Annotated in this window: 7 protein-coding genes, 1 tRNA gene, 3 rRNA genes and 1 pseudogene; 9 read left to right on the top strand and 3 right to left on the bottom strand. The window is 51.4% G+C overall.

Annotation, left to right across the window (positions count from 1 at the left end; translation table 11 throughout):
* The 8 genes and pseudogenes from A9B99_RS09130 to aceK all read left to right on the top strand — a co-directional run.
* Positions 1 to 83 (top strand): 23S ribosomal RNA (locus A9B99_RS09130); the annotation flags it as partial.
* 98 nt (positions 84 to 181) lie between these two features.
* Positions 182 to 297: ribosomal RNA gene (gene rrf / locus A9B99_RS09125) — 5S ribosomal RNA — on the top strand.
* 36 nt (positions 298 to 333) lie between these two features.
* A tRNA-Thr gene (locus A9B99_RS09120) sits at positions 334 to 409 on the top strand.
* Between the two features lie 34 nt (positions 410 to 443).
* A 5S ribosomal RNA gene (rrf, locus tag A9B99_RS09115) occupies positions 444 to 559 on the top strand.
* A gap of 387 nt (positions 560 to 946) precedes the next feature.
* The gene (metA, locus tag A9B99_RS09110; RefSeq protein ID WP_064596814.1) at positions 947 to 1,876 is read left to right on the top strand and encodes a homoserine O-acetyltransferase MetA; all 930 of its coding nucleotides are present in this window, start codon (positions 947 to 949) and stop codon (positions 1,874 to 1,876) included.
* A gap of 252 nt (positions 1,877 to 2,128) precedes the next feature.
* Positions 2,129 to 3,727, top strand: coding sequence for a malate synthase A (gene aceB, locus A9B99_RS09105; RefSeq protein WP_064596812.1), 1,599 nt, complete (start codon positions 2,129 to 2,131; stop codon positions 3,725 to 3,727).
* 102 nt (positions 3,728 to 3,829) lie between these two features.
* Positions 3,830 to 5,137, top strand: a complete 1,308-nt coding sequence (aceA, locus tag A9B99_RS09100; protein ID WP_064596811.1) for an isocitrate lyase — start codon at positions 3,830 to 3,832, stop codon at positions 5,135 to 5,137.
* Positions 5,138 to 5,227: 90 nt separating this feature from the next.
* Positions 5,228 to 6,949 (top strand): annotated as a pseudogene (gene aceK / locus A9B99_RS09095) (bifunctional isocitrate dehydrogenase kinase/phosphatase); the annotation flags it as partial.
* 57 nt (positions 6,950 to 7,006) lie between these two features.
* Here the strand turns inward: aceK and A9B99_RS23820 are convergent.
* Positions 7,007 to 7,606 (bottom strand): hypothetical protein, encoded by a 600-nt coding sequence (locus tag A9B99_RS23820; RefSeq protein WP_156519027.1) that lies wholly within the window; start codon positions 7,604 to 7,606, stop codon positions 7,007 to 7,009.
* A gap of 36 nt (positions 7,607 to 7,642) precedes the next feature.
* Positions 7,643 to 8,479 (bottom strand): glyoxylate bypass operon transcriptional repressor IclR, encoded by an 837-nt coding sequence (iclR, locus tag A9B99_RS09090; protein WP_064596809.1) that lies wholly within the window; start codon positions 8,477 to 8,479, stop codon positions 7,643 to 7,645.
* A 197-nt stretch (positions 8,480 to 8,676) separates the two neighbouring features.
* On the opposite strand from iclR, the gene metH reads away from it, so the two are divergent.
* Positions 8,677 to 12,360 (top strand): methionine synthase, encoded by a 3,684-nt coding sequence (metH, locus tag A9B99_RS09085; protein WP_064596830.1) that lies wholly within the window; start codon positions 8,677 to 8,679, stop codon positions 12,358 to 12,360.
* 127 nt (positions 12,361 to 12,487) lie between these two features.
* Here the strand turns inward: metH and A9B99_RS09080 are convergent, their stop codons facing one another.
* The gene (locus A9B99_RS09080) at positions 12,488 to 13,828 is read right to left on the bottom strand and encodes an amidase (protein WP_064596807.1); all 1,341 of its coding nucleotides are present in this window, start codon (positions 13,826 to 13,828) and stop codon (positions 12,488 to 12,490) included.

Here is a 13,828-nt window from a genome sequence, read left to right as displayed (position 1 = left end):
GACGACGACGTTGATAGGCCGGGTGTGTAAGCGCAGCGATGCGTTGAGCTAACCGGTACTAATGAACCGTGAGGCTTAACCTTACAACGCCAAAGATGTTTTGGTGTGAGAGAGACGAAATTTTCAGCCTGTTGACGGATTAAGATTCATGGCCGTGAGGCGGTGAATGAAACAGAATCTGCCTGGCGGCAAGAGCGCGGTGGTCCCACCTGACCCCATGCCGAACTCAGAAGTGAAACGCCGTAGCGCCGATGGTAGTGTGGGGTCTCCCCATGCGAGAGTAGGGAACTGCCAGGCTTTAATTTAAAAACCTGCTAAAGCAGGTTTTGTTGTGCTGATATGGCTCAGTTGGTAGAGCGCACCCTTGGTAAGGGTGAGGTCCCCAGTTCGACTCTGGGTATCAGCACCAGTTATTCGGTAGAGTTCGGCAAAGAAAGAATTTGCCTGGCGGCAACAGCGCGGTGGTCCCACCTGACCCCATGCCGAACTCAGAAGTGAAACGCCGTAGCGCCGATGGTAGTGTGGGGTCTCCCCATGCGAGAGTAGGGAACTGCCAGGCTTCAATTAAGAAGAACCCTCAGCGAAAGCTGGGGGTTTTTTGCTTTATAAATCCTCATCCTGCCTGTTAATCTGCGGCTATATACCTTCCGGTCTGAAAATACAAACACGCTTCAGCCGCCATTCTGCTGTTACACGATATCCCTCACTATTTTCACCCAGCCCGTTATTTTCACCCAGCCCACTACACACCACATCCCTGGTTGGTATTTTACTTTTCTGATAAATGCATCAGTATATATTTTGAACACAGAAGACGTGCTCCCCGTGCACAGTCGTGAAACATTTTCACCTTCTGGATGCAGACTCGACATTTTCCTCAATCCTGGTTATTGTTGGCTGTCTGGATGTCTAAACGTTTAAACGTATGCAGTGAGGATATAAGGTTATGCCAATTCGGGTACCTGATGAGTTACCAGCAGTCAACTTCTTGCGGAATGAAAATGTATTTGTGATGACATCATCACGCGCACGAGTACAAGAAATCAGGCCACTTAAGGTGTTGATTCTCAACCTGATGCCGAAGAAGATCGAAACGGAAAACCAGTTTTTGCGTTTACTCTCCAACTCACCGCTGCAGCTGGATATCCAGTTATTACGTATTGACCACCGGGAATCCCGTAATACACCGGAAGAACACCTCAATAACTTCTATTGTGATTTTGAGGATATACGCCACGACAACTACGATGGTCTGATTGTCACCGGTGCACCTCTTGGCCTGGTAGAGTTCAATGATGTGGCATACTGGCCGCAAATCAAACAGGTTCTGGAATGGGCAAGAGAGCATGTTACGTCCACCCTGTTTGTCTGTTGGGCGGTACAGGCGGCGCTTAACATTCTCTACAATATCCCGAAGCAGACACGCGAGGAAAAGCTGTCAGGAGTGTATGAACACCATATTCTGCAACCCCACGCACTGCTGACGCGAGGGTTTGATGATTCATTTCTGGCACCGCACTCACGCTATGCCGACTTCCCGGCATCAATGATTCGTGACTATACCGACCTTGAAGTTTTTGCCGAATCTGAGGATGGTGATGCTTACCTGTTTGCCAGCCGTGACAAACGCCTGGCATTCGTCACCGGCCACCCTGAGTACGATGCAACAACGCTGGCCAACGAGTATTTTCGTGACATAGAGGCCGGGATCGCGCCGGTCATACCGCACAATTATTTTCCCAATAACGATCCACAAAATAAACCTCGTGCCACCTGGCGTAGCCACGGTAATCTGTTGATCACCAACTGGCTGAACTACTTCGTTTACCAGATCACACCATACGATCTGAGCCAGATGAATCCTACGCTCGATTAACTAAAGCGTTTCAGCAAGTTATCAGGCACCTTCGGGTGCCTTTTTTATTTGTGAAATTTACTTCCTTCAAAAAAATAAATTTAATTCATTATTAAACAATGAGTTAAAACAAAATAAATCAAAAAATGGAAATTGTTTTTGATTTTATATAAAACTGGATTAGGCTTATTCTTGCTGGGTGAAAAGTACACAACAGTGCTTCTCATCCTTCATGGGAGCGCGTTGGCAAGGCAAAATCCGGAGGACAGTGACATGACACAACCAACGATAACAGAAGAAATTATTTTTAATCAGCAACTTACTGAAAAGGAAAAACAGATATTAACGCCAGATGCCGTGGCATTTCTCAATGATCTGGTGAGCACATTCACGGATCAACGTAATGATTTACTGGCTGAGCGAGTGAAAGTTCAGCAGGATATTGACAACGGAAATTTGCCAGATTTCATTTCGGAAACTGCTTCCATAAGAAATAGTGACTGGAAAATTCGTGGTATTCCGGCGGATTTGCAGGATCGCCGTGTAGAAATTACTGGCCCCGTTGAGCGCAAAATGGTGATCAACGCACTCAATGCCAACGTCAAAGTCTTTATGGCAGACTTCGAAGACTCACTGGCACCCTCCTGGGATAAAGTTATCGAAGGCCAAATCAACCTGCGTGATGCTATCAATGGCACGATAACCTGGACCAATGAGAACGGCAAAATCTACCAACTTAAGCCCAACCCGGCGGTACTGATTTGCCGTGTAAGAGGCCTGCACTTGCCTGAAAAACATGCCACCTGGCGCGGTGAAGCAATTCCGGGGAGCCTGTTCGATTTTGCCCTCTATTTTTTCCACAACGCCCAAACACTGCTTGCGAAAGGTAGTGGGCCCTATTTCTACCTGCCAAAAACTCAAAGCTGGCAAGAGGCGGCCTGGTGGAGCGAAGTATTCAGTTATACGGAAGACCGCTTCTCACTGCCACGCGGCACCATTAAAGCCACATTGCTGATTGAAACGCTTCCGGCTGTTTTCCAGATGGATGAAATTATCCATGCGATGCGTGACCATATTGTTGGCCTGAACTGTGGCCGCTGGGACTACATTTTCAGCTATATCAAAACGCTGAAAAACCATCCGGACCGCGTGTTGCCAGACCGCCAGAGTGTCACGATGGATAAACCATTCCTGAGTGCCTATTCCCGCCTGCTCATTAAAACTTGTCATCGGCGTGGCGCTTTTGCGATGGGCGGCATGGCGGCATTTATTCCCAGCAAAGACAGCGAACGGAATGAATGGGTGCTGAACAAAGTCAAAGCGGACAAAGAGATGGAAGCCACCAACGGGCATGATGGCACCTGGATTGCTCACCCAGGTCTTGCAGACACCGTTATGGAGGTCTTTGACAAAGCGCTGGGTGGCAACCAGAACCAGCTCGCTATTACCAGGCAGCAGGATGCACCTGTCACTGCAGAACAACTACTTGAGCCCTGCCCGGGAGCACGTACTGAAGAAGGCATGCGTGCCAATATTCGTGTGGCGGTGCAGTACATCGAAGCCTGGATCTCCGGCAATGGCTGCGTTCCGATTTATGGCCTGATGGAAGATGCTGCAACCGCGGAAATTTCCCGTACTTCAATCTGGCAGTGGATTCATCATGAGAAAACCCTGAGCACTGGTCAGCCAGTCACTAAAGACCTGTTCCGCCAGATGCTCGCCGAAGAGATGTTAGTGATTCAGGAAGAACTGGGTGAACAGCGTTTCTCACAAGGGCGTTTCGATGAAGCCGCCCGGTTGATGGAACAAATCACCACATCGGATGAACTGATCGACTTCCTGACGCTGGCTGGCTACCGCTTACTGGCCTGACAGTCCCTGAATTGCTGGCGGCGAACAAACCTCACGAGGCGAAATCGCTGTAACAAATTGCACCTGGTCTGCCAGGTAAACAAAACACATGGAGCACTGCAAATGACCCTTACCCGTACCCAACAAATCAAACAATTAGAACAAGAATGGCAACAACCCCGCTGGGAAGGCATCCGCCGCCCTTATAGCGCTGAAGACGTAGTAAAACTGCGTGGCTCAGTGAATCCGGAATGCACGCTGGCACAGCTGGGGGCGGCGAAGCTGTGGCGTCTGCTTAATGGCGAATCCAAAAAAGGGTATGTAAACAGTCTTGGCGCACTGACGGGTGGACAGGCATTACAACAGGCCAAAGCTGGCATTGAAGCGATTTATCTTTCCGGCTGGCAGGTAGCCGCCGATGCCAACCTGGCTTCCAGCATGTATCCGGACCAGTCGCTCTACCCGGCGAACTCGGTACCATCGGTTGTTGAACGTATTAACAACACCTTTCGGCGTGCCGATCAAATTCAGTGGTCTGCGGGTATTGATCCGGAAGACTCGCGTTATATCGACTACTTCCTGCCGATCGTTGCGGATGCAGAAGCAGGATTTGGTGGCGTACTTAACGCCTTTGAACTGATGAAATCCATGATCACCGCAGGTGCAGGGGCCGTTCACTTTGAGGACCAACTGGCCTCAGTGAAAAAATGCGGCCACATGGGCGGAAAGGTACTGGTGCCAACTCAGGAAGCGGTTCAGAAACTGGTCGCCGCTCGCCTGGCAGCGGATGTAATGGGCGTTCCCACTTTGCTGGTTGCACGTACAGACGCCGATGCTGCCGATTTGCTCACCTCAGATTGTGACCCATACGACCAGGCGTTTATTACTGGTGAACGCACCAGCGAAGGGTTCTATCGCACCCAGGCCGGAGTGGAACAGGCTATCAGCCGTGGCCTGGCCTATGCGCCGTATGCCGACCTGGTGTGGTGCGAAACCTCTACGCCAGACCTGGAGCAGGCACGCCGTTTTGCCGATGCCATTCACGCGCAGTTCCCAGGCAAATTACTCGCTTACAACTGTTCGCCTTCCTTCAACTGGAAAAAGAATCTGGACGACAACACGATTGCCCGCTTCCAGGAAGAATTGAGCGCCATGGGTTACAAATTCCAGTTCATTACACTGGCGGGGATCCACAGCATGTGGTTCAACATGTTTGACCTTGCCCATGCCTATGCTCAGGGAGAAGGCATGAAGCATTATGTGGAAAAAGTACAACAGCCTGAGTTTGCTGCGGGTAAAGAGGGTTACACCTTTGTGTCTCACCAGCAGGAAGTGGGCACCGGCTATTTCGATAAAGTGACCAATATAATTCAGGGTGGAACATCGTCTGTAACCGCGCTGACTGGCTCAACGGAAGAAGCACAGTTCTGATTTCCCGTCACTTCCTCCGGGAATCTGTGCGGGTGGGCAGGATGCTCACCCGCATTTCTCTTTGTGTGCGCTTTTTATCAGGGGATACCTATGTCTCGTGGGCTGGAATTGTTGATTGCACAAACCATTTTGCAAGGTTTTGACGCTCAATATGGCCGTTTTCTTGAAGTGACCTCAGGGGCACAACAACGTTTCGAGCAGGCAGACTGGCATGCGGTTCAGCAGGCAATGAAACAGCGAATTAACTTATACGACCATCATGTCGGACTGGTGGTTGAGCAGTTACGCTGTATTACTGAAGGCAAAGCCACGGACAGCGCATTTCTGCTGCGGGTAAAAAAAGAGTACACCGCACTGTTGCCAGACTACCCACGGTTTGAAATAGCCGAAAGCTTCTTTAATTCCGTTTATTGCCGCCTGTTCGAACATCGCTCTCTCACGCCTGAGCGCCTGTTTATTTTCAGCTCCCAGCCGCCACAACGTTTCCGTCCAAATCCACGCCCACTGGCGAAACAGTGCATTCCCCATCATGGCTGGCAGGCACTGTTGACTACCTTGTTAACTGATTTACCTTTACGCCTGCCCTGGCAAAATTTGCCAAGGGATGTGAACTACATCCTGCGTCATTTGCGGGAAACATTAGGGGAAGAAGTACTGGCGGAGTGTTCGCTGGATGTCGCAACTGAATTATTTTACCGCAATAAAGCCGCGTGGCTGGTAGCAAAGCTGGTACAACCCGGTGGTGATATTTTGCCATTTTTGTTACCCATACACCGCACATCAGACGGACAACTGGTCATTGATACCTGCCTGACCAACCCCGGCGATGCCAGTATTGTCTTTGGTTTCGCACGCTCCTATTTCATGGTTTATGCCCCACTGCCTGCGGCATTAGTGGAGTGGCTGCGCGGCATCCTGCCGGGCAAAACCACCGCTGAGCTTTATATGGCGATAGGCTGCCAGAAGCACGGTAAAACAGAAAGCTACCGCGAATATCTGGAGTATGTGAACCACACCAGCGAGCAGTTTATTGAGGCACCTGGGGTGCGTGGCATGGTGATGCTGGTGTTCACCTTGCCGGGGTTTGACCGGGTGTTTAAAGTGATTAAAGACCAGTTTGCTCCTCAGAAAGAGGTGAATGAAGAACGAGTACGCGCCTGCTACCAACTGGTAAAAGAGCATGACAGAGTCGGGCGCATGGCCGACACCCAGGCTTTTGAAAATTTCGTTATCGATAAACGCCAGATAAGCCCTGCCTTACTGCAATTACTGCGTGAAGAAGCCCCCAAGAAAATCACCGAAGAGGGGAACAACATCATCCTTGAACATCTGTATATTGAACGCCGTATGGTGCCGCTGAATATCTGGCTGGAACAAGTGGAAGGCCAGGCCCTGCGGGATGCAATAGAAGAATACGGAAACGCGATTCGCCAACTGGCTGCCGCGAATATTTTCCCCGGCGATATGCTATTTAAAAACTTTGGCGTCACTCGCCACGGGCGCGTCGTCTTTTATGACTACGATGAAATTTGTTACATGACCGAAGTGAATTTTCGTGATATTCCCCCAGCCCGTTATCCGGAAGATGAACTGTCAGGTGAGCCATGGTATAGCGTCTCTCCGGGAGATGTTTTCCCCGAGGAATTCCGCCACTGGTTGTGTGTTGACCCGCGCATTGGACCATTGTTTGACGAAATGCACGGGGATTTATTCAGAGCCGAATACTGGCGTACTTTACAGGCCCGAATCCGCTCAGGCCATGTGGAGGATGTCTATGCTTACCGGCGTAAACAACGCTTTAATCAGCGCTATGAAATTCTGGATTGTGAATCAGCTACGGCTACAGCTGGTCACAACACGCCAGGGTCTTCAGATACCCGGTTCCTCAAAGCTGCTGAAACTACTGTAGCTACTGCCTCTGCTTTGCCAGGAGGACACCGAACTCAAGGCTCCGCCACTCGACAAAGAGCCCTGTGAAGAGAAGTCGATTCTGTTGTACAGATACTCGGGAAGCAAGAGCCGGATATGTGGCAACAGGTTGGTACGCAAGTGCGAGGGTGGGAGATAATGCCCACTGCGGTTCGACCACGAAGTCAGTGCTGCGTTAACAAAATGCATTTCTCCGGCAAACAGAACAGCCTGGTTGTTGCTCAGTGACGTATGTCCATCGATATAAAACGGCTCCATGTCCACAGTATGTGTGAGCATATCAAGGATCTTACCGCAATAGACTGTACCTGGCTCTGAAACCAGAACGACGAAAATGAAATTGCCCTGCAGCGCAGGCATTTCACTGCACCCCGGAGAAGGGCGCAAAAAGTAGTGTTCAGCATTATGGCGCATGAGCACAAATTTCTGCGCAGGTGTTGCCATTTGCTGGAATGCACTGTTCTTCCTCGGTATGGGCGTGAAACGTGCGCGTTGCTCATACAAGGCGGTGAGTTGTGTCGAAAATGTGGTGGTTAACATTGTTAACTTTCCTTCCATGGGTAAATGTATATTTACTTACTGGCGCTGCCCACCCCACGCCAGTGTCAGCTCACGCGTGGCTTTAATCACCATTGCGCCTAACTCAGTGACACGGTCGTCGGTAATCCGGGATATCGGGCCAGAAATCGAAATTGCGGCAAATGGCTCTTTGTGTTCATCATACAGGCAGGAGGCAATGCAACGCAGGCCCAGCGCATGCTCTTCGTCATCAAATGAATAGCCACGTTTGCGGATTTGCAGCAGGTCTTCTTTCAGCAATAACGGGGATGTCAGTGTCGCGGGGGTATAAGCATGCAGGCCCTGGCGGTGCAGTAACCCGGAAACCTGGTCTTCGTTTAAATTTGCCAGAAATGCCTTACCTGCACCGGAAGCATGCATAGGCAGTTTTCCACCAATGGGGGCTGACATCCGCATCAGTTGCGTGCATTGTACCTGGTCAATAATAATTGCCTGGTGGTCGCTCATATCCAGCACGGCCAGGTTAACGGTTTCTCCAGATGCTTCCATCAGCTTGCGCAGTTCCGGGTGAACGATGGCCAGCAAGTTACGGCTCTGTAAAAAACTGCTGCCAACAATAAACGCATGTGCGCCAATCGCCCAGTGTCCTAATTCACCAACCTGGCGCACAAAACCCTGTTGTTGTAATGTAGTTAGCAGGCGGTGTGTGGTGGAATTTGGCAAACCAGCCTGCTGAGCCAGCTCAGTCAGTGCTACATTGCTTCCTGATTCTGCTATCCACTCCAGCAGTTTTAACCCGCGCGTAAGGGATTGCACCTGGCCGGTTGCTGGAGCGGGCGCTGCCGCCGCAGAACGGGGTTTTTTCCCGCGTTTTGCCGGAATCGCTGTTGCCATGATGGGCTCCTCTTTCTGTATCGTGGAAATTGTTTTCGTTTTATCTAACGATAATGCAACTGAAAAAAAACTGCCAGATATTACCAACCTGAACATGTCTCATGTCTGGCTACTTTTCCCCTGACGTAACTTGTGCCAGTATGGTCTGCTGGTCTTTTCGCCAGCAGCACCGCGTTAATCAGAAGTTGGGAGTCAGAGTGAGCAAGCAGGTCGAAACACTTCATCAGGCGTTAGAAAAACGCATTCTTATCCTCGATGGTGGTATGGGTACCATGATCCAGAGCCACCGTCTGGGCGAACAGGATTACCGGGGTGAGCGCTTTGCCGACTGGCCTTGCGATGTCAAAGGTAACAACGACCTGCTGGTATTGAGCCGCCCGGCGCTGATTGCTGATATTCATAACGCGTATTTTGCTGCGGGCGCAGATATTGTTGAAACCAATACTTTCAACGCCACGACCATTGCGATGGCCGATTACCAGATGGAGTCCCTCTCGGCAGAAATCAACTATGAGGCAGCTCGCCTGGCTCGCCAGTGTGCCGATGAGTGGACTGCGCGCACACCAGAAAAACCACGCTATGTCGCCGGGGTACTTGGCCCGACAAACCGTACCGCGTCTATCTCGCCTGATGTTAACGACCCGGCTTTTCGTAATATCACCTTTAATCAACTGGTGGATGCTTACCGGGAATCTACCCGGGCGCTGGTTAACGGCGGTGCAGATCTGATTCTGGTTGAAACCATCTTTGATACGCTGAATGCGAAAGCGGCGATTTATGCCGTAGAAACCGAGTTTGAGGCACTGGGCGTTGAATTGCCCATCATGATTTCCGGAACTATTACCGATGCCTCAGGCCGCACCTTATCAGGCCAGACGACTGAAGCGTTTTACAATGCCTTACGCCATGCCTCACCGCTCTCTTTTGGCCTGAACTGTGCCCTGGGGCCGGATGAACTTCGCCAGTATGTTGCTGAGTTATCCCGTATTGCGGAATGTTATGTTACCGCACACCCCAATGCCGGGTTGCCCAATGCCTTTGGTGAATACGATTTAGGCGCCGCTGAAATGGCGCGCCAGATAAAAGAGTGGGCGCAGGCTGGTTTCCTGAATATCGTAGGGGGTTGTTGCGGCACCACACCTGAACATATTGCGGCCATACATGAGGCCGTTTCAGGTGTTGCACCGCGTAAACGCCCGTCACTGCCGGTGAACTGCCGGTTATCCGGCCTTGAGCCACTGAATATTGGCCCGGAAACCTTGTTTGTAAACGTGGGGGAGCGTACCAACGTCACCGGGTCAGCTAAGTTCAAACGGCTTATCAAAGAAGAGAAATACGGTGAAGCACTGGATGTCGCGCGCCAGCAAGTAGAAAACGGCGCGCAAATCATCGACATCAACATGGACGAAGGCATGCTGGATGCCGAAGCGGCTATGGTGCGCTTCCTGAATCTGATTGCCGGTGAGCCTGATATTGCCCGGGTACCTATCATGATTGACTCATCCAAATGGTCAGTCATTGAAAAAGGGCTGCAATGCATTCAGGGCAAAGGCATTGTCAACTCTATCTCCATGAAAGAAGGCGTGGACATCTTTATTGAACACGCCCGCCAGGTACGGCGTTATGGCGCGGCTGTGGTAGTGATGGCCTTTGATGAAACCGGCCAGGCTGATACCCGCGAACGGAAAATTGAAATTTGCCGCCGGGCTTACCAAATCCTCACTGAGCAAGTGGGGTTCCCGCCGGAAGATATTATTTTCGACCCGAATATTTTTGCCGTTGCCACCGGGATTGAAGAACACAACAATTATGCACTGGATTTTATTGGTGCCTGTGAAGACATTAAACGCGAATTGCCTCACGCCCTGATCTCGGGCGGTGTTTCTAACGTTTCGTTCTCTTTCCGTGGCAACGACCCGGTGCGTGAAGCCATTCACGCCGTGTTCCTCTATTACGCCATTCGTAACGGCATGGACATGGGGATTGTGAATGCCGGGCAACTGGCCATTTACGACGATCTCCCGGCTGAACTGCGTGACGCCGTGGAAGACGTGGTGCTGAACCGGCGTGACGACAGCACCGAGCGTTTACTGGAGTTAGCCGAAAAATACCGTGGCAGTAAAACCGATGACAGCGCCAATGCCCAACAAGCTGAGTGGCGCAGTTGGGAAGTGGTGAAACGCCTGGAATATGCCCTGGTCAAAGGTATCACCGAGTTTATTGAGCAGGATACCGAAGAAGCACGCCAGAACGCCGACCGGCCTATTGAAGTTATTGAAGGCCCGTTAATGTCTGGCATGAATGTGGTGGGTGATTTATTTGGTGAAGGCAAAATGTTCCTGCCGCAGGTGGTGAAATCTGCCCGGGTAATGAAACAGGCTGTTGCCTATCTTGAACCTTTCATTCAGGCCAGCAAACAGGCCGGTACCACTAACGGGAAAATCGTTCTCGCAACGGTTAAAGGTGATGTGCACGATATCGGTAAAAATATCGTTGGTGTGGTGTTGCAGTGTAATAACTACGAAATCATCGATTTAGGCGTAATGGTGCCGACAGAAAAAATTCTGAAAACAGCGCGCGAACAGAATGCCGATATTGTTGGTTTATCCGGGCTGATAACCCCGTCGCTGGATGAAATGGTGAATGTGGCGAAAGAGATGGAGCGCCAGGGGTTCACCATTCCGCTGCTCATTGGCGGCGCGACAACGTCCAAAGCGCACACGGCGGTTAAAATTGAGCAAAACTACAGTGGGCCAACGGTCTATGTACAGAACGCGTCCCGCACTGTTGGGGTGGTCTCATCGCTGCTCTCCGCGACTCAGTATGGCGATTTTGTGGCCCGGGTGCGTAAAGAGTACGAGACCGTGCGTATCCAGCATGGCCGTAAAAAGCCCCGCACACCGCCAGTTACCCTGGCTGCTGCCCGTGAAAACGACCTCGCTTTTGACTGGGAATTGTATACGCCGCCTGTTGCTCACCGTTTGGGGGTTCAGCCTGTCAGCGTAGGTATCGATACGCTGCGTAACTATATCGACTGGACGCCTTTCTTCATGACCTGGTCACTGGCTGGTAAATACCCCCGAATTCTGGAAGATGAAGTGGTGGGCGAGGAAGCGCAACGCCTGTTTAAAGATGCAAATGACATGCTGGACAAGCTGGTGGCAGATAAATCCCTGACACCGCGTGGTGTGGTGGGCCTGTTCCCGGCTAACCGGGTTGGTGACGACATCGAAATCTATACCGATGAAAGCCGTTCAGCCATAAAAGTAGTCAGCCACCATTTGCGCCAGCAAACAGAAAAAACCGGTTTTGCCAACTATTGTCTGGCAGACTTTGTTGCACCGAAATCCAGTGGTAAAGCGGATTACCTGGGCGCTTTTGCCGTAACCGGCGGGCTGGAAGAAGATGCACTGGCTGCAGCCTTTGACGCACAGCATGATGACTACAACAAAATCATGGTGAAAGCCGTATCTGACCGCCTGGCGGAAGCCTTTGCTGAATATCTCCATGAACGCGTGCGCAAAGTGTACTGGGGTTATGCGCCGGAAGAGAACCTGAGTAACGAAGAGTTAATTCGGGAAAACTACCGCGGTATTCGCCCGGCACCCGGTTACCCTGCCTGCCCGGAACATACTGAAAAAGCTGCCATCTGGGAATTGCTGGATGTCGAAACCCACACTGGCATGAAACTCACTGAGTCTTACGCTATGTGGCCGGGAGCCTCGGTCTCCGGCTGGTATTTCAGCCATCCGGACAGCAAGTATTTTGCAGTTGCCCAAATTCAGCGTGACCAGGTGGAAGATTATGCCCGGCGTAAAAAGATGTCTGTTGAAGACGTTGAGCGCTGGCTGGCTCCTAACTTAGGTTACGATGCAGATTAGTATTGCCAGGTAACCGGCTATTTCGAATTAAAGCGAGTGGTATGTAGCATACTGCCCGCTTTATTTTTTGCATCCTTCCCCGGTGCTCAATATTAATGAACCATTACACCAACGCTTCGGCAGTTTTTCAGATGCGGCCTCTGGCTCCCTCAATCTCTTCTGCTGCCTGTAACAACAAATCTTCACGCCCTTTTAGCGCCAGTAGCTCTACACCTATTGGGTAGCCATTCGCGCTCAGGCCAGCCGGAAGACTGATTGCTGGTGCACCAGTCACAGCAGAGATCAGCGCGTTGCTGCCTTCCTGGAGTTCACCCAGCCTGACAGGCGGGTGCCGCACTACAGGAAACGCCAGCAAGTTAATCTGTTGGTGGGTAAAAAACTGCTCCAGTTGTTGGTAAAGCGCTTCCTGGCGCTGTTGCACTTGCGGGTAAGAATCGCTGTCTGTGCCTGGGTGCTGTGCACGGGTTTTCAGTACCGTTTCCAGTTGTGGGTGATACAGGCCAGAGGCCGCTATTTCAGGGAGCGTGTGGTACTTCACCTGGGGTTTATCTGCCAGCCAGACTGCCAGTGCGTCGGCAAATTCCCAGGCAATAATATTTGCCTCTGCGGCCAGGTTTGCCAGCTGTGGCCAGCTCACATCCTGCGGCATAAACGGGGCCAGAGATTCACGCACACACTGGTTTATTTCTGTTTCCTGTGGCGCAAAACCTTCCTGCCAGAAGCCAATCCGCAACGATTCATGGGGTTGTGCAAACACCTTACCACTCAGGATCTCGGCGGCCAGGCGTAAATCATGCGCTGAACGGGCCAGCGGACCAGGGATATCCTGAGTCGGCGACAGGGGCACGATACCCTGTGTGTTCAGGGCACCGCGCGTCATACGCAGCCCCGGCAGGCCATTAAATGCCGCAGGGATACGCACCGAACCCGCAGTGTCCGTACCTATTGCCAGCGGGACATAACCTGCGGCAACGGCAACGGCAGAACCGCTACTGGAGCCACCAGGCGATAATTCCTCAACCCAGGCGTTATGGGTGAACCCACTCAGTGAAGAGGCACCCGTTATTCCGGCGGCCAATTCATGCATGGCGGTTTTACCTATTAAAATCGCGCCTTCATTACGCAATGTTTGTACCAGTGGCGCGTCCTGTGTAGCGATGACCTCACGCAGTACAACGGAGCCTGCGCTGGTGGGCCAGCCTTTTACTTCAATATTATCTTTAATGAGCACCGGAATACCGGCCAGTCGGCCTGTGTCGTCACCGTGCTGTCGTCGTATATCGCTTTCCTGCGCTGCTGCGAGGGCTTCATCAGCGAATAGCCAGGTGATAGCGTTATAACGTGATGCGTCCACTTCAGTGATACGTCTGAGAGCAAATTTTGCCAGCTCAACAGCCGTCACTGTTTTTTCTGCCAGAGCTTGTTGTAACTCGCTGAGTGAGGCAGCCAGGTAGTCAGTGTACTGCAT

It is taken from the genome of Mangrovibacter phragmitis (assembly GCF_001655675.1).
Lineage (GTDB): Bacteria > Pseudomonadota > Gammaproteobacteria > Enterobacterales > Enterobacteriaceae > Mangrovibacter > Mangrovibacter phragmitis.
This window is presented reverse-complemented; position numbering and strand designations above follow the sequence as displayed.